This window comes from Microbacterium sp. CFBP9023, from assembly GCF_034045055.1.
Lineage (GTDB): Bacteria > Actinomycetota > Actinomycetes > Actinomycetales > Microbacteriaceae > Microbacterium.
On sequence record NZ_JAXCWI010000001.1, the window covers coordinates 630,489 to 650,385 of the forward strand.

Sequence of the window (19,897 nt, forward strand, 5' to 3'; positions counted from 1 at the left end):
CGCCCAGCCTACGCACCCGATCGTAGATATGTTCGAGCGACACGCTCCGCGTCGGCCCAAGCCTTCTGGGCCGGGGTGAGCGCATCCACACCCGGGACCCCCGCTGCGCCCCGACGCCACGCGTGGCAGAGCGCGATCGCGAGGGCGTCAGCGGCATCCGGCGGCTGCGGCGGCGCATCCAGGCGCAGGATCCGGGCGATCATGGTCTGCACCTGACGCTTGTCCGCCGAGCCGTAGCCGGTGACCGCCGCCTTGACCTCGCTCGGAGTGTGCGTGGCCGCCGGGAGTCCTGCCTCAGCAGCGAGCAGCAGAGCCACGCCGCTCGCCTGGGCGGTGCCCATCACCGTGTGACTGTTCTGCTGCGCGAACACGCGCTCGACCGCGACAGCGTCGGGCCGATGGAGCTCCAGCACTTCTCGGATGCCCGCGGCGACGATCGCGAGTCGTTCGCCGATCGGGAGATCGGGCGCCGAGCGGATGACTCCGACATGCACGAGCGTGCCTCGTCGAGCCCGGTCGACGTCGACGACCCCCACGCCGCACCGGGTGAGACCCGGGTCTATGCCGAGCACGCGAAGCGAGGAGGAGGTCACTCCCCCAGGCTAAGCGTCTCGTCCGACGGCACGCGGTCGGCGCGCCTACGCGTCGTCGTTCTCGAGCTCGGCCTGCACCTCGGCGGTGAGATCGAAGTTGGTGAAGACGTTCTGCACGTCCTCGCTGTCTTCGAGTGCATCGATGAGGCGGAAGATCTTGCGAGCGGTGTCGGCGTCGATCTCGACCTTGAGGTTCGGCACGAACTCGACGTCGGCGGATTCGTAGTCGATTCCCGCCTCCTGCAGCGCGCTGCGGACGGTCACGAGATCCGTCGCCTCGGTGATGATCTCGAAGCCCTCGGCGTGCGGCTCGATCTCTTCGGCCCCCGCTTCGAGCGCGGCCATCATCACGTCATCCTCGGTGGTCCCCTCGGAGCCGACCACGATCACGCCCTTGCGGCTGAAGTTGTAGGCGACGCTGCCCGGGTCGGCGAGGGTTCCGCCGTTGCGGCTGAGAGCAGTGCGGACCTCGGCCGCAGCACGGTTCTTGTTGTCGGTCAGACATTCGATCATCATCGCGACGCCGTTGGGTCCGTACCCCTCGTACATGATCGAGGTGTACTCGACCGCTTCGCCGCCGATGCCCGCGCCGCGCTTCACTGCGCGATCGATGTTGTCCTTCGGGACCGACGTCTTCTTCGCCTTCTGCACCGCGTCGAACAGCGTCGGGTTTCCCTGCAGGTCGGCTCCGCCGAGCTTGGCCGCGACCTCGATGTTCTTGATGAGCTTGGCCCAGGACTTGGCGCGCCTGGAGTCGATGATGGCCTTCTTGTGCTTCGTGGTGGCCCACTTGGAATGCCCGGACATAATTCTCCGCTCGTCGTATCCGCCCGTGGGCACGGCCCAGGGCATCGTCCATTCTATCGAACCATGCCCGCGGCCTGTGGCCGCACACGGAGCGGCGGCCTCCTGTTCCCGTGATCGCTCTGGTGTGAGGGCAGGCCTGGGTGTAGTCCTGACACATGGACCAGAGCGTCGACGATGACAGGATCCGCGGACTGGACGCCGCCCACCGAGCAGCACTCGAGTTCCTCGGGTCGCTCGACGACAGACCGGTGTGGCCGCGGGCGACCCTCGCCGAGATGCTCGACGCCTTCGGCGGCCCCCTGCCCGCCGAAGGCATGGACCCGGAAGAGGTGATCGGCGAGATCGTGTCGCGGGCGGACCCCGGTCTCGTCGCGATCCCCGGAGGACGATTCTTCGGGTTCGTCATCGGCGGCACGCATCCCGCTGCCCTCGCCGCCGACTGGCTCGTGTCCGCCTGGGACCAGAATTCGGGATCCGCCCTGCTCACGCCCACGACCGTGGCGTTGGAGCGCATAGCCGGCCGGTGGATGCTCGACATCCTGGGCCTGCCCGACGACGCGAGCGTCGGATTCGTCACCGGCGGCCAGATGGCGAACTTCACCTGCCTCGCGACGGCACGGAACGCCGTTCTCGCTCGAGTCGGCTGGAACCTCAGCGAGAAGGGACTGCACGGATCTCCGCAGATGCGCTTCGTCGTAGGTGCCGACCGCCATGGGTCGATCGACCGTGCAGCGCGGTTCCTCGGGATCGGACGCACCGGCATCACTGCCGTCGAATCCGACGCGCAGGGGCGCATGCGACCAGACGCCCTGGACAGCGTCCTCGCGGACGGCTCCGGACCGACCATCGTCTGTCTACAGGCCGGAGAAGTGCACACCGGCGCATTCGACGACTTCGCTGCCCTCATACCGATAGCCCATCGGCACGGAGCCTGGGTGCACGTCGACGGCGCATTCGGCCTCTGGGCCGCGGCCTCCGAGTCGCTGCGGCCGCTGACGGCGGGCATGTCCGACGCCGATTCGTGGGCGACAGACGCGCATAAGACGCTCAACGTGCCCTACGACTGCGGCATGGCGATCGTCCGCGACCCTGCGGACTCGATCGCCGCGTTCCGCACGGGTGGCGACTACCTCATCTACACGAGTCTGGACCCGTGGGACGTGACGCCGGAACTGTCCCGTCGCGCACGCGGCGTGCCCGCGTGGGCGGCGATGCGCAGCCTCGGACGGGACGGCATCTCGAACCTGATCGACAGGCTGCACGAGAACGCGGTGGCGATGGCCGAGGGGCTCACGACGATCGACGGCATCCGCATCCTCAACGACGTCGACTACACGCAGGTCATGTTCTGTCTCGATTCCGATGAGGCGACGCGACGGCTGGGTGAGGCCGTGCTCGTGGAGGGCACCGCCGCCATGACCGGGGCCGAGTGGAGAGGTCGCGCTGCGCTGCGCTGCTCGATGTCGTCCTGGGCGACGACCCGGGACGACATCGACCGCACGGTCGGCGCGATCCGAACTCTCGTGTCGCGCTGACCATCATCGCCGGTGTCACTCGGCGGGCAGACCGACCTTCGGCCGTGCCCAGGAGCGGCCGCGCGTGTCCTTGAGGATGTCGTACTCCACGTCGACATGCGGTTCGATGGCGCTGTACTTGTCGTTCGGCGCACCGATCACGAGCTGGAAGCCGAGACCCCGCCATGCTCCGATCGCACGCTTCGTGAAGTGCGCGTCCGCCTTGATCAGGGCCTCGTCCATGAACACGGGTGCATACCTCGGACGCTCGGCACCCGCGTCGCCGAGCTGGTAGCGCAGTGCCGCGCCCACGATGAAGGCGACCAGCTCCTGCGACTCTCCACCCGATTTCTCGCCGATGTGGTCGTAGAGCGCGACATGCTCCCGGGTCGTCGCATGGACCCGCTCCGCGCTCACCCGCACATGGTTGCGCACGTCGATGAGCTCGGCGAAGTCGGGAGCTGTGCGTCGCATCCGACCGATGAGACGGCTCATCCTCCGGTAGACGCTCTCACGATCGACATCCGTCTCCGCTGCGTCGATGAGGCTGCGCACCTCGCGAAGCTCCTTGCGGAATCGCCTGCGCGCCTCGGACTGGTTCTCGCGCGGTGTGATCTGAAGACGGTGATCATCGTCGTAGAACGGCAGCTCCTCCATGATCCTGTTGATCGGGTCGATGCGGTTCTTGATCTCGCGCAGTGCACGACCCAGCGTCGAATCCAGGCTCGTCAGATCGTTTCCGGAGAGCTTGAGGAGGCTGTCTCGCCATTCGGATTCCAGCTCGTGCAGGCCGTTGGTCTCGAGCGCCACGAGGATGCTCTCGAACTCCGCGACCGACTCGTCGGGGTCGGGGAGGATCGTGAGCGTATCCCAGCGCTCGAGGAAGCCCGTCATCAGGCGTCGCATCTGCTCACGCTGCTCGGCGTGCGCCGCGGCTGCCGACGTGCGGTCCTCGAGCAGTCTGGTCGCGGCCGTGCGCAATGCGGCGTCGAGGTGAGCGAGGCGCTCCGACGCCGTCACGCTGACGGCCGCGTCTGCTCCGAGGAAGCGCGCGTCGAGGAACGAACGATGCCGCTCCTCCAGCGCGATCTCGGCCGCCTCAGCCGCATCGACGATCCGCTGACAGTCGTCGACCTGGTCGGTGACCTCCACCCAACGGTCCTGAGCGAGTGTGAGGTCTCCCCCGAGTCGGGAGCTCTCGTCGCGCAGACGGCCGACCCGTTTTCTGAGCTCCTCGGCCTGCGACTTCAGCTCGGCGATCTTCGGGTTCTCGTCGGTGACCTCCGCCTCCACTGCGACCCATCGCGCGCGCTCCGCCGTGACGGCCTCGACGTCGATCTGATCCCAGGTGAGGTCCTCGATCTTCGCGTGCGCCTTGGACGTCGCCTCGATCCGGTCGAGGTCGGCCTCGGCGTCCGCAGCGGCCTGAGTCGCAGCATCGCGGCGGCTCTCGAGCTGGCTGATCTGCTCGTCGAGCTCGCGAAGACGGCGCGCGTTCGAGAATCCGAGCATGTTCGCCCGGCCATGCCCGCCATGGGACCCGCGGTCTCCGTGCGACACCTGCCCCGCGAGCGTCAGCGCGCGAGAGTGCTCGGCGAGCTCGGTCGACGAGTCCACGCACACGTACTCGAACCGCTCACGGAGTCGCTGCTGAAGCCATCCGGTGAACGGCGTCGATCGGTGATCGAGACGACCGGGGAGCGTGCGGGGGTCCGCCGTCCGAGAGTCGGCGACGCCCATCGGGACGCCTTCGTAGCTGATCCGCTCAGCGATGCGCACCGACTCGATGGCCGCACGGAACCGCCCGAGGTCCGCGACATCGACGAGCAATGTCCGCGCGAACCCGCCGAGGGCGAGGTTGAACGCGTCCCGCCAGGGTTCGAACTCGGTGCGCACCTCGATGAGCTCACCGACGAAAGGCAGATCCGTCGGGGTGAGCCCGGCCGCCTGGGCGAGGAGAGTTCTCGCCTCCTGCAGATGCGCGGGAATGCTCCCGCGGAGCTCACGGGTGCGGTCCTGCTCGGCACGCGCCCGACTCAGCTCGCTCTCGACCGCTCGGCGCGACGACTCTGCGTCGGCGAAGGCGGCGCGGGCTCCGCGCAGTCCGCTCTGCGGGAGCTCCCGGCCGACGCGGGCGAGCAGTTCCTCGAAATCGGATGCGGTGCGCACCTCGGCGCCGAGCTCCCTGGCGACGCTGTCGAAGCGCGCCCGCTCGCGCTGGACGTCCTCCAGTCGGCGCTCGACACCCCGCAGCTCGCGCTGAGCGGTCTCGAGGCGGTCGCCTCCGGACTGCCGCAGGACGTCGAGCAGCCCCTCCCGCTCGACCTCGGCGGCGGCGATCAGTGCGTTCTTCTCGCGGACGGCCAGCTGCAGCGCCTGGGTGCGGTCACGCAGATCCGCCTCCACCTCGCGCAGCAGATCGAGGCGGCGCTCGGCGCTCCACAGGGACGCGAGGGAGGTCGGCTCCGAGAAGACCCCGACCTCGTCCACGACGCTCATCCGCGCCGACGCCGCCTCGATGCGCTGCGAGATCTCGCGGATCGGCTCGAGAGCCGCCACCTGCTGCTTGGCGACGAGCATCCGCGTCCGGGTGCTCTCCAACTCATCGAAATGAGCGACCACCGCGTCCGCGGTCGCCATCGTCTCGGGCTCCTCGAGCACGAGCTTCTTGTAGAGGTCGTCGACCGTCGTGATCTGCTGACCGGCCTGGATGCGGGCGAGAAGACTGATCGCCTTCGCCCCCGAACCGGCCGCGCCGATGCCGAGCACGGCGTGAAGTCGAGCCGAGAACTCGCGGTCGGTCGCCACGGGCTCCAGCCCGCCGGCGCGCACCGACGCGTCACTGAGTCGCTGGACCGCAGCGCGTTCGAGCTGCGAGAGGTCGAAGGCGCCGTCGATCGTGGCCCGCAATCGCGTGGTGTCCTCGAGGGTGCGGGCGTCCGCGGGGATGTACCACCCGCGCACCGCCGTGAAGCGCGAGCCGTCGTGATCCAACCACGTCATCGAGACGGCGCTCCAGGTGTCCTCGCCGTCGCCGCGCAGCACGCGGAGCTTCGTCCCCTCCTCGGTGCGGGACTCGTCGATCTTGCCGCGCCCGTACGACAGGATGTTCCGCTGCTCGTCGCCGCGGGGACGGCCCGTGACGCCGCCGTTGGACGCGCCGTTGAAGGGCGTCGTGTGCGGCATCATCAGCGCGATGTAGCCGTCCATGAGCGTCGACTTGCCCGACCCCGATCCGCCGCACAGCAGGGTCGCATCGGGCGAGAACCGCACGCGGTGGGGACCGCCGTCGTAGCCGCCCCAGTTGATGAGCTGGAGCTCCTCCGCGACCCACTGCTGACCGCGTGAGCTCGCGGGGATCATCCCGAAGAGCGTGTCCATCATCGTCATCGCGCCACCACCGCCTGGGATCGCAGCCACTCCCGCAGCTCCTTGAGCGTCTCCGCACTGAGCACCACCTCGACGAGCGCGGTGATCCGGTAGCGTCCGCTGGTCTCCTCCTGCACGATGCCCTCTCGATCCAGCCGATCCAATGCGCTGCGGATGGCGCGCTGCTGCTTCGCGGTTCCGCCGTCGACGTCCGCGAAGTAGCTCAGCACGGTCTGCTCGACGTCCTCGATGTCGATCCGCACTGAACCCTCGCCGGACGCGGACTCGCGCTGGTAGACGGTCCGCAGGTGCACGAGAACGAGCGTCTCGGCGCGCGAGTACGGAGAGTCCTTCAGCAGCACGGGCATCTCGACCTCGTCAGAGCGCAGCTGCTGCTTGTACGCGAACCCTCTGGCGTGATCGATGATCAGACGCAGGTAGATGTCGTTGAGCCGCGACTCGATCACCTGCTGGTGCTCGAGCAGCAGCGTCCACTCACGTCGGTTGCGCTCCATCGAGATGAAACGCCGCTGGAGCAGGTGCACGAGCACGCGTCTGATCTCGGGATCGAGCGTGCCGCGATCGCCGGGGAAGTGCGCCTCGAGGTCGTCCTCCATCGCCGTCGGAGCGATGAACCCCTCATCCGCGCCGGCTGTGGTGAGGTCGTCGTCACTCATCATCTGAATCCTCTTTCGTGCTGCGGGCGGTCACGGCGCCGAATGCGAATCGCCTGCTCGTGCCGTCCGGGCGCAATGCTTCGACCGTCGAGATGCCATCTCCCTCGGTGAGGCCGTTCCGGTGCGCGATCTCGAGCAGACCGAGCAGATCGACAGGGCGCCGAGCCGCGTCGGGCACCGACCGGAAGGCATCGGCGAGGTCGAAGTCCGTCCCCAGTCCGGCGACGTATTCCTCGAGCTCGGCATATCTCGGACCACCCCAGGCGCGCGTGTCGTGATCGAGGAAGTCGACGTCATCGGCGTCGGCGAGGGGCGCCGGTGCACGCGGCGGGCGGATATCGCTGGTGGTCTGACGCAGATGCCCGAGATCGATCAGCGGCATGCTGCGCACCGGGTCGACGACCGTCGCCGGGCCGGACCACCCATGGAGCCCGGCGATGACGTCGCGCAGGAGGTCGTCGATCTGACGATCGCGCAGCGGATCGTGGGTCTTCACCTGGCCGGTGATCACGTGCGAAGCGCGGCGCTGCGCGGCCAGCACCTCCTCCACCCCCTGCTCTACGCGTCGACCGATGGCGTCGAGCTCGGCGCGCTGCGCGCCGTCGAGCATACGGGCGAAGGGCCGGCCGAGCAGTCCGCGAAGCTGCTCTGTGAGGGCATCGATGCGATCGGGGTCGCCGATCAGACGCAGGGCTCCTGCGAACGCGCGCCCCTCCGGTGTCGACTGCATCACATCCTGGGCGCGCTGCAGATACTCGCGGAGCACTTCGCTCGTCGGTCTCTCGTCCCTGCGCAGGTGGGCGACGACGTCGCGTTGCATCGACCTGAGCGACTCGGCGACGCGCGTGAAATCGGCGGGCAGTTCGCGTGCCAGGTGCAGGACGTTCTCGGCCTCCTCGAGGAGCTCCTCATCGTCGGCAGGGTCGGCATGCCCGGTCTCCTGGATGCGAGCGATCTCTGCGTCGAGCAGATCGCGTTCGTCATACAGCCGCGCCAGCCGCCGGACCGGGTCGACTTCCGCGCTCACCGACAGGTGGTCGACCGCGTCGAGGAGGGTGCGCACGCGGGAGTTCGACACGCGCGTGCGCCCTCCGCCGGTGCGGCCGGATATCTCGAGTGCTGCGACGGCATGCGCAGACAGGCGGTAGACCTCGACGTCGTCGTCGATCTGCTGGATCAGCCAGCCGAGGCGCACCCAGTTCCGGCACACGTCCCGGCCGCTCCCGGACGGAAGCCGCCTGTCGTCGTCGTACCCCGCCGCTCGGAGTTCGTCGAGCACCTCGCCCAGCTCGGCGTGCGCATCCGCGACCGCGACAGACGCCCGGTCGGCGGTGAACAGAAGAGTGAGCGACGCGACCACGAACGGGGCGAACCGACCGTGCAGCAGATCGAGTGTCGGGGTGCTGAATGCGGTGACGGCACGCGCATACGCGGCCTCAGCCCTGGATCCAGTCACTCGAACGAGAATAGTCCGACCTCGGGCCCTCGCCTGTCACGCGCCGGTCCGTGGCGGGTCGCACGGCAGGGCGTCAACGGCGCGAGGTGCGCTCCCGGACTCCCGCGAGGAACAGCTCGTGAAAGCGCGTCTCGCCGTCGACCTCGGGGTGGAAGCTGGTGCCGATGAGTGTCCTCTGCCGCACGGCGACGATTCTGCCGTCCGGAAGCGAGGCGAGCACCTCGACCCGCTCGCCTGCGCGTTCGACGATCGGAGCTCGGATGAACGTCGCGTGCACAGGCACCTCACCGAGCGCCGGAACGTCGAGGTCCATCTCGAAGGACTCCGTCTGGCGTCCGAAGGCATTGCGGCGTACGGCGATGTCCAGGCCGCCGAATGACTGCTGTCCCTCGATGCCGTCGAGTACTTCATCGGCGAGAAGGATCAGCCCGGCGCACGTCCCGTACACGGGGAGCCCCGCAGCGATCGCGTCCCTGATCGGCTCCTGCATCCCGAATGTGCGCGACAGCTTGTCGATCACGCTGGACTCGCCGCCGGGGATGACGAGACCGTCGACAGACGCCAGCTCCTCCGGGCGGCGCACCAGCGCCACCTCGGCTCCGAGCCCCGCGAGCAGGGCGGCGTGCTCGCGCACGTCGCCCTGCAGCGCGAGGACGCCGACCCGTGGACTACCAGCCACGCTCGGCCAGGCGGTGCGGCGCGGGGAGGTCGGAGACGTTGATGCCGACCATGGCCTCGCCGAGTCCGCGTGAGACCTCGGCGATCACCTTGGCGTCATCGAAGAAGGTGGTCGCCTTGACGATCGCCTTGGCGCGCTCCGCCGGGTTGCCGGACTTGAAGATGCCCGAGCCCACGAAGACGCCGTCGGCGCCCAGCTGCATCATCATCGCTGCATCCGCGGGGGTCGCGACGCCACCCGCGACGAACAGCACGACGGGGAGTTTGCCGGTCTCGGCGATCTCGGCCACGAGCTCGTACGGCGCCTGCAGCTCTTTCGCCGCGACGAACAGCTCGTCCTTCGGAAGAGCCGTGAGAGCCGCGATCTCGCCACGGATCTTCCTGATGTGCTTCATCGCCTCGGAGACATCCCCCGTGCCGGCCTCACCCTTGGAGCGGATCATCGCCGCGCCCTCATTGATGCGGCGCAGCGCCTCACCGAGGTTGGTGGCACCGCAGACGAAGGGCACAGCGAAGCCGTGCTTGTCGATGTGGTTCACGTAGTCGGCGGGAGAGAGCACCTCGGACTCGTCGATGTAGTCGACGCCGAGCTCCTGCAGCACCTGCGCTTCGACGAAGTGGCCGATGCGTGCCTTCGCCATGACGGGGATCGACACCGACGCGATGATGCTGTCGATCATGTCGGGGTCGCTCATGCGCGAGACACCGCCCTGTGCGCGGATGTCGGCGGGAACCCGCTCGAGCGCCATGACGGCGACGGCGCCCGCGTCTTCGGCGATCTTGGCCTGATCGGCGGTGACCACGTCCATGATCACGCCGCCCTTGAGCATCTCGGCGAGACCGCGCTTGACGCGCGAGGATCCGGTGGTGGTCTGTTCGGTCATGAGAGCTCCTGTCGGGGAAGCACGATGTGCATGAGTGTGTCGAACGATGTCTCGTTTGATCTAGGCCAAACAGTAGCACTGTCCCGAACGACCTAGAATCGGTGGTGAGGACACATGAGCGACCAGATCACCGGAACGACCGCAGCGGACATCGCCGACAGCGTGCGCGGTCTGCGCGAGCGCGGTGTGCTGCGCGCCGGCAGTCCCCTCCCTCCCGTGCGGGAGCTCGCCACGACCCTCGGCGTCAATCGCAACACCGCGGTCGCCGCATACCGACAGCTCGCTCAGGCCGGGCTCGTGATCTCCCGAGGTCGCGCCGGCACGGTCATCGCCGGTCTCGAGTCGGTGGCCCAGGAGGGCTACGCCTCCGATACGGTGCTGCGCGACGTCGGGACAGGCAACCCTGACCCTCGGCTGATCCCCGATCCGTCGCCTGCGCTGGCCACGGTGGCCGGTCGTCCGGTGCTCTACGGCGAGCCCGTCATCGACCCGGGGCTGCAGGACTGGGCGCGCGAATGGATCGCGCATGATCTCGGTCACCTCGACTTCGGCATCACCGTCACGAGCGGCGCCGTCGACGCCGTCGAGCGACTGCTCGCGCAGGCGCTGATGCGCGACGATGCCGTCGCACTCGAGGATCCCTGCTTCCTGGCGAGCATCCACACGGTCCGACTCGGCGGGTATCGGGCCGTTCCCGTGCCGGTGGACGAACAGGGGATGACGGTCGAGGGGCTGCGCGCCGCCTTGGATGCCGGCGTGCGAGCGGTGATCTGCACCCCGCGCGCTCAGAACCCGACGGGGGCGAGTCTCACGGCCGCTCGTGCGGCGGAGCTGCGCGCCGTGCTCGCGGCTCATCCGTACGCGCTGATCATCGAGGACGATCACTTCTCGATGCTGTCGCAGCGTCCATACGAATCGCTGATCGGCCCGGACCACCGGCGGTTCGCGCTGGTGCGCTCGGTCTCGAAGTTCCTCGGGCCGGACATGTGCCTCGCCATCGCGGCGACGGATGCCACCACGGCAGAGCGCCTCGCCATGCGTCTGAGTCCCGGAACCACCTGGGTCAGCCACCTGCTGCAGCGTCTCACCCTCACTCAGCTGACCGACGAGTCGGTGCTCGCACGCATCGCCGACGCCCGCGAGCACTACGCGGCACGCAATTCGGCCTTCGCGTCGCGGCTGCGTGAGCATGGCCTCGACTCCCCCGCCACCGACGGTCTGAGCCTGTGGATCGAGTTGCCGAAGCCGGCGCGCATCGTCGCCGAACGCCTCATGCGTCGAGGCTGGCTCGCTCGAACCGGCGACGACTTCGCCCTCGACGAACGCGCCGATCCGTCGCGCCATCTGCGCCTCACAGTGCATGACCTGTCCGAAGACGACACTGCGACACTCGTCGCCGACCTCGTATCGGCCGCACGATGACCCACCGCCGCGGGAGCATTCCCGCTCTGAAAGAAAGGATCGGGGAATGAAGGTCCTCTCCATCCAGTCCGCCGTCGCGTACGGGCATGTCGGGAACTCCGCCGCGGTCTTCCCGTTGCAGCGCATCGGCGTCGAGGTTCTGCCGGTCTACACCGTGAACTTCTCCAATCACACCGGCTACGGCGCCTGGCGCGGTCCGCTCATCTCGCCGGACGACGTGCGCGAGGTCATCACGGGCATCGAGGAGCGCGGCGTGTTCGGCGAGATCGACGCGGTGCTGAGCGGTTACCAGGGCGGCGAGGGCATCGGCGATGTGATCATCGACGCCGTGGCGCGCGTCAAGGCCGCCAATCCCGCCGCCGTGTACGCCTGCGATCCGGTGATGGGCAACGCGAAGTCAGGGTGCTTCGTCGCCCCGGCCATCCCGATCCTGCTGCGCGAGAAGGTCGTGCCGGCTGCCGACATCATCACTCCGAACCAGTTCGAGCTCGGGTTCCTGACCGGCACAGAGCCCGACACGCTCGAGTCCACCCTGGCCTCGGTCGACCTGGCCATGGCGATGGGACCGAGCACGGTGCTGGTCACGAGCGTCGAGCGACCGGACCGAGAGGACGACACGATCGAGATGCTCGTGGCCGACGCCGCAGGAGCCTGGATCGTGCAGACGCCTCGGCTTCCGATGAAGGCGAACGGCTCGGGCGATGTCACCGCGGCGCTCTTCACGGCCCACTATGTCGGATCCGGTGACGCGAAGACGGCGCTCGAGCGCACCGCGTCCAGCGTGTTCGACCTGCTCGCCGCGACCCTCGAGTCGGGTGCGCGCGAGCTGCAGCTCGTCGAAGCGCAGGAGTTCTACGCGAACCCTCGGATGCAGTTCACGGCACGCCAGGTGCGCTGACCCGCGATTCCGAGCCGTGGCCTACGCCGTCGTCGGCCAGGCGTTCGCCACGGCTTCGCGCACCTCGCCGAGCAGCTGGGGCAGGGCCTTGGTCTTGGCGATGATCGGGAAGAAGTTGGCGTCCGACGTCCACCGCGGCACGATGTGCTGGTGCAGGTGGCCGTCGACTCCGGCACCGGCGACGGCACCCTGATTCATCCCGATGTTGAAGCCGTCGCAGCGCGAGACCTCGCGGAGCACGCGCATGCCGATCTGGGTCAGTGCCCCGATCTCGGCGACCTCCTCGGGTGTCGCCTGGTCGTAGGTGCCGATGTGGCGGTACGGGCACACCAGCAGGTGTCCGGAGTTGTACGGGAAAAGGTTGAGCAGCACATAGGCCGTCTCCCCCCGGGCGACGATCAGCCGCTCGGCATCCGGGAACTTCGGAGCCTCGCAGAACGGGCACTCCTCGCGCAGTGGCTCAGGACCAGCCTGGATGTAGGCCATCCGGTGCGGCGTCCAGAGCCGCTGGAACTCGTCGGGGACGCCCGCGAACTCGCCGGCGTCCTCCCACGACTCCGAGGACGTCACGCCAGGTCCCCTGCTGTCTGCACGAGAGTGTGTGCATCGATCGCTGCGCGGATGCGCGCTACTGCATCGGTGATCGGCACGCCGTTCTCCTGCGTGCCGTCGCGGTAGCGGAACGAGACGGTGCCCGCGTCGCGATCCTTCTCGCCCGCGATCAGCAGCAGCGGGACCTTGCCGGTCGTGTGCGTGCGGATCTTCTTCTGCATCCGGTCGTCGGAGGCGTCGAGCTCGGCGCGCACGCCCTGCGTGCGCAGCGTCTGGACGATCTCGCCCAGGTAGTCGGCGAACTCGTCGGCGACGGGGATCCCCACGACCTGCACGGGCGACAGCCACACCGGGAAGTCGCCGGCGTAGTGCTCGAGGAGGATCGCGAAGAACCGCTCGATCGAGCCGAACAGCGCACGGTGGATCATGATCGGACGCTTCTTCTGGCCGTCCTTGTCCATGTACTCGAGCTCGAAGCGCTCGGGCAGGTTAGGGTCGACCTGCACGGTCGACAGCTGCCAGGTGCGGCCGATCGCATCACGCGTCTTGAGGTCGATCTTCGGTCCGTAGAACGCGGCCTCGCCGGGGACTTCGGTGAGCTTCAGGCCGGATGCCACGGCGACCCGGCGGAGAGCATCGGTCGACGATTCCCAGAACTCGTCCGAGCCGATCCACTTGGACTTCTCGTCATCCTTCATCGACAGCTCGAGCTCGAAGTCGGTGAGACCGAAGTCGCGCAGCATCGACAGGATGAACTCCAGGACCTTCGCGACCTCGCCCTCGAGCTGATCGGGGGTGACGAACAGGTGCGAGTCATCCTGAGTGAAGCCGCGCACTCGGGTGAGGCCGTGCAGCGCACCGGAGAGCTCGTTGCGATAGACGGTGCCGTTCTCGGCGAACCGCAGGGGCAGATCACGGTAGCTGCGCGCGCGCTCCTTATAGATCAGGATGTGCATCGGGCAGTTCATGGGCTTCAGGTAGTAGTCCTGGCCCTGCTTCGTGATGTTGCCCTCGTCGTCGCGCTCCTCGTCCATGACGATCGGCGGGTACATGCCCTCCTTGTACGTCACGAGGTGGTTCGAGGTGAGGAAGAGGTCTTCCTTCGAGATGTGCGGGGTGTACACGTAGGTGTAGCCGCCCTCGATGTGGCGCCTGCGAGCGTGCTGCTCCATCTCGCCGCGGACGATGCCGCCACGGGGGTGCCAGACCGACAGACCCGAACCGATCTCCTCGGGGAACGAGAAGAGGTCGAGCTCCTTGCCGAGACGGCGGTGGTCGCGCTTGGCGGCCTCCTCGAGGCGGTGCTGGTACTCACGCAGCTCGTCCTTCGACGGCCAGGCGGTGCCGTAGATCCGCTGCAGCTGCGGGTTCTTCTCGCTGCCCCGCCAGTACGCGGCGGCGATGCGGGTCAGATCCCAGCCGTTACCGATCATGCGGGTGTTGGGCAGGTGCGGCCCGCGGCAGAGGTCCTTCCAGACGACCTCGCCGTCGCGGGTCGTGTTGTCGTAGATCGTCAGCTCGCCCTCGCCGACCTCGACGGAGGCGCCCTCGGCGGCTTCCTTGCCGCCCTTGAGACCGATGAGCTCGAGCTTGAACGGCTCGTCGGCCAGCTCTGCCCGCGCCTCGTCGTCCGTGACGACACGACGCACGAAGCGCTGCCCCTCACGGACGATGCGCTGCATCTCCTTCGTGATGGCCTTGATGTCCTCGGGCGTGAACGGGGTGTCGACGCCGAAGTCGTAGTAGAAGCCGTCGGTGATGGGCGGCCCGATGCCCAGGTTCGCCTGCGGGTTGATCCGCTGCACCGCCTGCGCGAGCACGTGCGCGGCCGAGTGACGCAGGATGTTCAGCCCGTCGGGACTGTCGATCGTGACCGGCTCGACCTCGTCGGCATCCGTCACTGTCGCGGCGAGGTCCTTGAGGGTCCCGTTGACGCGCATGGCGACGACTGAACGGTCAGAGAACAGGGCGAAGCCGTCTTTCGGCTGAGCATTTTCAGGCACTGCACACTCCATCTGGGTCTGGATCTAGGCTACTCGCATGCCCGGGGGCCGCTGACCGCTACGACGCCACCTCAGACTCGGTGTTCGCCGCCGTGGGAGCGAGGATGATGATCGCCGCGCCGACGAGCGCGATCGCCGAGCCGACCCAGTCCCAGACGGTCGGCTTGAAGCCGTCGACGATGATGCCCCACGCGAGCGATCCGGCGATGAACACCCCGCCGTACGAGGCGAGCACACGTCCGAAGTTCGCGTCAGGCTGGAGCGCCGCGATGAACCCGTACGCACCGAGAGCCATCACGCCGAGCACAGCGAAGACCCAGCCACGGTTCTCCTTCACGGCCTGCCAGATCAGCCACGCGCCGCCGATCTCGGCGACGGCGGCGAGCACGAAGAGGATGCTGATGCGCAGGACGGTCATGCACTCAGTGTGGCAAAGGCCGCCACTTGGGCGGGCAGACCTGCCGCGACGCGCCCGGGCGACACCCGTGAGCTCCGATTCCGCCGGGGTAGCGTGAGCGGATGATCAGACCACTGGCGCGCTGGATCCTCGCACTCGCCCTGGGTGCGATCGGCATCGTCCACTTCACGAGCACCCGCGGTTTCCGCGTCGTCGTGCCTGACTGGGCGACTCGGGCCACTCGTCTCGACAAGGAGGCGATCATCATCGCGTCGGGCGCCGCGGAGGTCGCCCTCGCCGCCGGGCTGCTCCTGCTGCCGAACGAGAGACGGCGTGTCGGAATCGCCACCGCCGCGTTCTTCGTCGCCGTGTTCCCGGGAAACGTGCACCAGTGGCGCACTCACCGGTCCACCCCGGGGCTCGACACCGAGGCGCGGCGTCTCGGACGACTCTTCCTCCAGCCTCTTCTCGTCGTCTGGGCGCTGTGGGCGACGACTGAGCCGGCTCGACCGCGGATGCGCGCGGTGCCTCGTATCCGCTGAGCAGCCGGCAGCGCAAGCCCGCCCACTCGTTCCGTCCACCCCGTCAGAATGGAGCCATGGCCTCTCCCTCGCTCGTCTGGCTCCGCGACGACCTTCGACTCGCCGACAATCCGGCGCTCAGGGCGGCGATCGATCGCGGTGAACCACTGGTCGTGCTGTTCGTCCTCGACGAGGAGTCCCCCGGCATCCGACCGCTCGGCGGAGCCGCACGCTGGTGGCTCCACCACTCCCTCGCGTCCTTGGACGATGCGCTGCGGGAACTCGGCGCCACTCTGACGCTGCGTCGAGGTCCTGCCGAACGCATCGTCCGCGAGACCGTTGCAGACTCCGGCGCGACTGCCGTGTTCTGGAACCGGCGATACGGGGGCGCCGAACGCGAGGTCGACACAGCGCTCAAAGCGGCGCTGCGCGCGGACGGCCACGAGGTCACGTCGTTCCAGGCGTCGCTGCTGCACGAACCGTGGACGGTGAAGACCGGCGGCGGCACCCACTTCTCGGTGTTCACGCCGTTCTGGCGGGCATGTCTCTCCCTCCCCACGCCGCGAGTGCCCCTCCCCGCGCCCCGGAGTGTCGCTGGCGTGCCCCGACCCCCGGCGTCCGACGATCTCGTCGACTGGGATCTGCTGCCGACCCGCCCCGACTGGGCGGGCGGACTCCGCGACGCCTGGGAGCCCGGTGAGCCGGCGGCCAGAGCTCGGCTGCGTACGTTCCTGCATGACGACATCGGCTCGTACGATCGCGCGCGGGATGAGCCGTCGGCGGGCGCGACGTCACTGCTGTCACCGCGTCTGCGGTGGGGCGAGCTGAGCCCGTTCACCGTGTGGCACGCGGCGGTGGAGGCAGATGGCGCGGCCGGGTTCCTCTCGGAGTTGGACTGGCGCGAATTCGCCTGGCACACGACGTTCCACGCACCGGACATCGCCACGAAGAACCTCCGTCGTCAGTACGACGCCTTCCCCTGGCCGCGGCTCAAGCCGTCGGAACTCGAGGCGTGGCAGCGCGGCGATACCGGGATCCCGCTCGTCGATGCGGGGATGCGCGAACTGTGGCACACGGGTTTCATGCACAACCGGGTGCGCATGGTGACGGCCTCGTTCCTCGTGAAGAACCTGCTCATCGACTGGCGGCGCGGCGAGGAGTGGTTCTGGGACACCCTGGTCGACGCCGACGGCGCGAGCAACCCGTTCAACTGGCAGTGGGTGGCAGGATCCGGCGCCGACGCCGCCCCGTACTTCCGGGTGTTCAACCCCGAGCTGCAGGCGAAGAAGTTCGACCCGCACGGCCTGTACATCTCGGAGTGGGCGTCGGATGCCCCGACAGAGCCGATCGTCGATCTCGCCGCCACCCGCAAAGCGGCGCTCGCAGCGTACGAGGTCGTCAAGCGGTCGTCCCCGGTCTCGGGGTGACCGCCGCCGGTGACGGCTGCGCCCCGTCATGGGACAACAAAAAACCCCCGGAGAACCGGGGGTTTTGTCTGTGCGCGATACTGGGATCGAACCAGTGACCTCTTCCGTGTCAGGGAAGCGCGCTACCGCTGCGCCAATCGCGCCCGTTGGGGCTATTCAGTTACTGAGAGGTGGCGACGGGATTCGAACCCGTGTAAACGGCTTTGCAGGCCGGTGCCTAGCCGCTCGGCCACGCCACCGTGTGGATTGACCCCACGTGCCGAAGGCCTTCCGAAGAAGGCCCCTGCACTTGAGCGGATGACGAGACTCGAACTCGCGACCCCAACCTTGGCAAGGTTGTGCGCTACCAACTGCGCTACATCCGCGTTGTTCCCGGTTGTTGTCCCGGGCACTTATGAAACATTAGCCGATGATCGGCGACTGTCCAAACCGAAACCGAATCTCGCGCGTGTCTCGCAGGGTGGTCAACTTGGCCTCCGACGGTCGGGTAGTATCGGTTGACGTACCCCGCAGGTATGGGCGATTGGCGCAGTTGGTAGCGCGCTTCCTTCACACGGAAGAGGTCATCGGTTCGAGTCCGGTATCGCCCACCACAGAACCCCGCGCATCTGAGATGCCGCGGGGTTTGCTCATGGCGCGAGGGCGCGGGAGCCAGCGCCGATCTTCCGATTGCTAGCGTTGCGGCATGCCCACCCTGCTCGACGACTTCCTCTCCGGAGATCGCGGACGCGTGATGCACGCGGTGTGGGAGACGATCCGCTCGCGGGATGCCGCGACTCTCGACCCCCTCGTCGCCGCGCTTCCGCAGCTCCGGCGCGAGGCGACGAGGCTCGATCTGGGCGGGATGATCTATTCGAACAACGCCCATCTGGCGCACGCGCTCACCAAACTCGAACAGTATCGCGACAGGGAGTGCTGGTGCGCCGCTTACCCCGGGCTGCTCACGAATGACCCCGAGAAGGAACAGGCGCTCGGCCACGTCAGCATCCTCTCGACGAGTGATCCTGGCTGGTCGATGACCTATGTCACCGAATGCGCCGTGTGCGGGAGGCTGTTCGATGTCGAGCAGGGGGACCATCACTTCATGTGGTGGAGATGGGTGCCGCGCGGGGTGAAGAGAAGTCGCGGAGAGGTCTGACGTCGGTGGCCGGCGGTAGCGTTCCGACCATGCCGCGCACTCCGCTCCCGAGCCCTTGTCCGCTCTGCGGCCATGGAGACGCGGTGCGCGTGACCACCGCGCTGCTGTGCGACTGGTGCGGGTGGCGTTACGGCGACTCCCCCGACCCCGACCTCCCCCGCCCGGTGGTCGAGGTGGTCTACTACATCCGCTACGACCGTCGGGTGAAGATCGGCACCAGTCGCCGGCCGCGTCACCGACTCGCGAGCATCCGCCACGACGAGCTCCTCGCGTTCGAGCCGGGTGGCCGTGCGGTGGAGCAATCGAGACACCGCGAGTTCGCCGACATCCGGGAGGGCGGCGAATGGTTCACCCTCACCCCGTCTCTCGCGGCCCACATCGACGGACTGCGCACGCTGGACGACCCCTGGCAGCTCTACGCGCGCTGGGTGGCGGCGGCATTGCAGAACTGAAGCCCCGCACAGGGCCGACGTTCCGTGCGGGGCTTCAGAGTTCGTACGCCATCAAACGCGAGCGGTGGCCTTGACCTTCGCGGGCTGCGGCTGCGAGAACAGCACGACCACGATCACGGCGACGCCGACGACCACGTGCGGCACCCAGACGTTCGGCGCCTCCGTCGAGAAGCCGAAGATCCACGGCGACAGCGCGAGGAACAGGCTCGCGACGATGTCGAACACGAGGTGGACGGGCATCGGGATGACGCCGAACGGCCCCCATTCGTACTTCGTGAAGAGGCTGTAGACGATGAGCCCGATTCCGAGCACGATCGGGATGATCACGGCGGGGCCGCCCATGCTCGCGAAGCCGAAGAGCCACGGAGCGGCGATCAGCGCCACTCCGACGATGTAGTCGAGAATTCCATGGACCTTGGTGGGGATGAAACGCATGATTCCTCCTGTGGTGTCGTCGCATCCTGCGACTCACAGACTGTTCGCAGCCGTTCGTCGAACGGATTGCGACCGGGTCACACGGGTCGGGGCTTCAGGCGGTCGCCCAGCCGTATCGTCGAGCCAGAGCCGAAGCGACCTCCCCGTAGCGCGATCGGTCGAGCACCGCGGCCTCACGGCGCAGTCCGCTCTCGTGCACGCTGTACAGCAGCTCGATGTCGACCCAGGACTCCCGTCCCTGCGCGTCCCAGCCGCCGGATCCGATCGACAGGTAGTCGCGGTCGCCGTCGTGCGCCTTGCTCGTCATCCGCACCGCATAGACACGTTCTGCGGATTCGCGCCCGATCACGAGCACCGGCCGATCCTTGCCTCGACCGTCGTTCTCCTCGTAGGGCACCCAGGTCCAGATGATCTCACCCGCGTCAGGGGCGCCGTCCCGGTCGGGCGCGTAGCCGATGCGGAGGTCATCGATCCGGTCGGGGTCGACCCGCCGTGTCTCGGTGCCGCGCGACGCCGCTCTCGACGCCCCTGAGGCGGAGCGGACCTCCTCGGAGGTGCGCAGACGCGAGACCGGGCGTCTCGGACGAGTTTTCGTCCGAGACGCCCGGTCAGATCCCAGTGCTGTGAAGAGGATCTCCGCGAGTCGTGCCAGGATGCCGTTGGTGTTGCTCACA

At 68.0% G+C, this 19,897-nt stretch carries 19 protein-coding genes and 4 tRNA genes; 8 read left to right on the forward strand and 15 right to left on the reverse strand.

Annotated features, from left to right (window positions below):
* Positions 1–8: 8 nt before the first annotated feature.
* Together ruvC and SOM10_RS03065 are read right to left on the reverse strand one after the other, a co-directional pair.
* Positions 9–593 carry a crossover junction endodeoxyribonuclease RuvC gene (gene ruvC / locus SOM10_RS03060; protein WP_053096180.1) on the reverse strand — a complete coding sequence of 195 codons (585 nt, stop codon included), beginning with the start codon at positions 591–593 and terminating at the stop codon, positions 9–11.
* A 45-nt stretch (positions 594–638) separates the two neighbouring features.
* Positions 639–1,400, reverse strand: coding sequence for a YebC/PmpR family DNA-binding transcriptional regulator (locus tag SOM10_RS03065; RefSeq protein ID WP_053096182.1), 762 nt, complete (start codon positions 1,398–1,400; stop codon positions 639–641).
* A gap of 155 nt (positions 1,401–1,555) precedes the next feature.
* Between SOM10_RS03065 and SOM10_RS03070 the strand changes: the two genes are divergently transcribed.
* Positions 1,556–2,935: a pyridoxal phosphate-dependent decarboxylase family protein gene (locus tag SOM10_RS03070; RefSeq protein WP_320488350.1), complete on the forward strand. Its 1,380-nt coding sequence runs from the start codon at positions 1,556–1,558 to the stop codon at positions 2,933–2,935.
* Between the two features lie 15 nt (positions 2,936–2,950).
* Here SOM10_RS03070 and SOM10_RS03075 read toward each other — a convergent pair whose 3' ends face one another.
* From SOM10_RS03075 to pdxS, 5 genes are all read right to left on the reverse strand, one after another.
* The gene (locus SOM10_RS03075) at positions 2,951–6,304 is read right to left on the reverse strand and encodes an ATP-binding protein (RefSeq protein ID WP_320489743.1); all 3,354 of its coding nucleotides are present in this window, start codon (positions 6,302–6,304) and stop codon (positions 2,951–2,953) included.
* Entirely contained in the window at positions 6,301–6,960 is a 660-nt protein-coding gene (locus SOM10_RS03080) for a DUF4194 domain-containing protein (RefSeq protein ID WP_053099121.1), read from the reverse strand. Before SOM10_RS03080 ends, SOM10_RS03075 begins: the two co-directional genes overlap by 4 nt.
* Complete coding sequence (locus SOM10_RS03085) at positions 6,953–8,416, reverse strand: DUF3375 domain-containing protein (RefSeq protein ID WP_053096186.1); 1,464 nt, start codon at positions 8,414–8,416, stop codon at positions 6,953–6,955. The genes SOM10_RS03080 and SOM10_RS03085 overlap by 8 nt, the downstream gene beginning before the upstream one ends.
* Before the next feature lie 73 nt (positions 8,417–8,489).
* Positions 8,490–9,095: a pyridoxal 5'-phosphate synthase glutaminase subunit PdxT gene (gene pdxT, locus SOM10_RS03090; protein WP_320488353.1), complete on the reverse strand. Its 606-nt coding sequence runs from the start codon at positions 9,093–9,095 to the stop codon at positions 8,490–8,492.
* Positions 9,085–9,978: a pyridoxal 5'-phosphate synthase lyase subunit PdxS gene (gene pdxS, locus SOM10_RS03095; RefSeq protein WP_056278787.1), complete on the reverse strand. Its 894-nt coding sequence runs from the start codon at positions 9,976–9,978 to the stop codon at positions 9,085–9,087. The genes pdxT and pdxS overlap by 11 nt, the downstream gene beginning before the upstream one ends.
* 114 nt (positions 9,979–10,092) lie before the next feature.
* Between pdxS and SOM10_RS03100 the strand changes: the two genes are divergently transcribed.
* Both SOM10_RS03100 and pdxY read left to right on the forward strand, forming a co-directional pair.
* Entirely contained in the window at positions 10,093–11,400 is a 1,308-nt protein-coding gene (locus SOM10_RS03100) for an aminotransferase class I/II-fold pyridoxal phosphate-dependent enzyme (protein ID WP_320488355.1), read from the forward strand.
* Between the two features lie 46 nt (positions 11,401–11,446).
* Entirely contained in the window at positions 11,447–12,298 is an 852-nt protein-coding gene (gene pdxY, locus SOM10_RS03105) for a pyridoxal kinase PdxY (protein WP_320488356.1), read from the forward strand.
* 21 nt (positions 12,299–12,319) lie between these two features.
* Here the strand turns inward: pdxY and SOM10_RS03110 are convergent, their stop codons facing one another.
* The 3 genes from SOM10_RS03110 to SOM10_RS03120 all read right to left on the reverse strand — a co-directional run bounded on the left by SOM10_RS03110 (position 12,320) and on the right by SOM10_RS03120 (position 15,271).
* Positions 12,320–12,868 carry an HIT family protein gene (locus tag SOM10_RS03110; protein ID WP_053096196.1) on the reverse strand — a complete coding sequence of 183 codons (549 nt, stop codon included), beginning with the start codon at positions 12,866–12,868 and terminating at the stop codon, positions 12,320–12,322.
* Positions 12,865–14,790, reverse strand: coding sequence for a threonine--tRNA ligase (gene thrS, locus SOM10_RS03115; protein ID WP_232224560.1), 1,926 nt, complete (start codon positions 14,788–14,790; stop codon positions 12,865–12,867). Before thrS ends, SOM10_RS03110 begins: the two co-directional genes overlap by 4 nt.
* A gap of 121 nt (positions 14,791–14,911) precedes the next feature.
* Complete coding sequence (locus SOM10_RS03120; protein ID WP_053096200.1) at positions 14,912–15,271, reverse strand: YnfA family protein; 360 nt, start codon at positions 15,269–15,271, stop codon at positions 14,912–14,914.
* A gap of 101 nt (positions 15,272–15,372) precedes the next feature.
* Here SOM10_RS03120 and SOM10_RS03125 point away from each other — a divergent pair, with 101 nt between their 5' ends.
* Together SOM10_RS03125 and SOM10_RS03130 are read left to right on the forward strand one after the other, a co-directional pair.
* Positions 15,373–15,792: a DoxX family protein gene (locus tag SOM10_RS03125; RefSeq protein WP_053096202.1), complete on the forward strand. Its 420-nt coding sequence runs from the start codon at positions 15,373–15,375 to the stop codon at positions 15,790–15,792.
* Between the two features lie 56 nt (positions 15,793–15,848).
* Positions 15,849–17,198: a deoxyribodipyrimidine photo-lyase gene (locus SOM10_RS03130; protein ID WP_320488358.1), complete on the forward strand. Its 1,350-nt coding sequence runs from the start codon at positions 15,849–15,851 to the stop codon at positions 17,196–17,198.
* A 71-nt stretch (positions 17,199–17,269) separates the two neighbouring features.
* Here SOM10_RS03130 and SOM10_RS03135 read toward each other — a convergent pair.
* The 3 genes from SOM10_RS03135 to SOM10_RS03145 form a co-directional block, all read right to left on the reverse strand.
* Positions 17,270–17,341, reverse strand: a tRNA-Val gene (locus SOM10_RS03135).
* 25 nt (positions 17,342–17,366) lie between these two features.
* Positions 17,367–17,437, reverse strand: a tRNA-Cys gene (locus SOM10_RS03140).
* A 53-nt stretch (positions 17,438–17,490) separates the two neighbouring features.
* A tRNA-Gly gene (locus SOM10_RS03145) sits at positions 17,491–17,563 on the reverse strand.
* A 152-nt stretch (positions 17,564–17,715) separates the two neighbouring features.
* Between SOM10_RS03145 and SOM10_RS03150 the strand changes: the two genes are divergently transcribed.
* The 3 genes from SOM10_RS03150 to SOM10_RS03160 all read left to right on the forward strand — a co-directional run bounded on the left by SOM10_RS03150 (position 17,716) and on the right by SOM10_RS03160 (position 18,788).
* Positions 17,716–17,791, forward strand: a tRNA-Val gene (locus tag SOM10_RS03150).
* A 92-nt stretch (positions 17,792–17,883) separates the two neighbouring features.
* Entirely contained in the window at positions 17,884–18,336 is a 453-nt protein-coding gene (locus SOM10_RS03155; protein WP_056278792.1) for a hypothetical protein, read from the forward strand.
* A gap of 89 nt (positions 18,337–18,425) precedes the next feature.
* Positions 18,426–18,788: a GIY-YIG nuclease family protein gene (locus tag SOM10_RS03160; RefSeq protein WP_320488360.1), complete on the forward strand. Its 363-nt coding sequence runs from the start codon at positions 18,426–18,428 to the stop codon at positions 18,786–18,788.
* Positions 18,789–18,839: 51 nt separating this feature from the next.
* Here SOM10_RS03160 and SOM10_RS03165 read toward each other — a convergent pair whose 3' ends face one another.
* Positions 18,840–19,223: an SPW repeat domain-containing protein gene (locus SOM10_RS03165; protein ID WP_053096209.1), complete on the reverse strand. Its 384-nt coding sequence runs from the start codon at positions 19,221–19,223 to the stop codon at positions 18,840–18,842.
* A gap of 94 nt (positions 19,224–19,317) precedes the next feature.
* Positions 19,318–19,896 (reverse strand): type II toxin-antitoxin system PemK/MazF family toxin, encoded by a 579-nt coding sequence (locus SOM10_RS03170; RefSeq protein WP_083569336.1) that lies wholly within the window; start codon positions 19,894–19,896, stop codon positions 19,318–19,320.
* Between the last annotated feature and the right edge of the window lies 1 nt (position 19,897).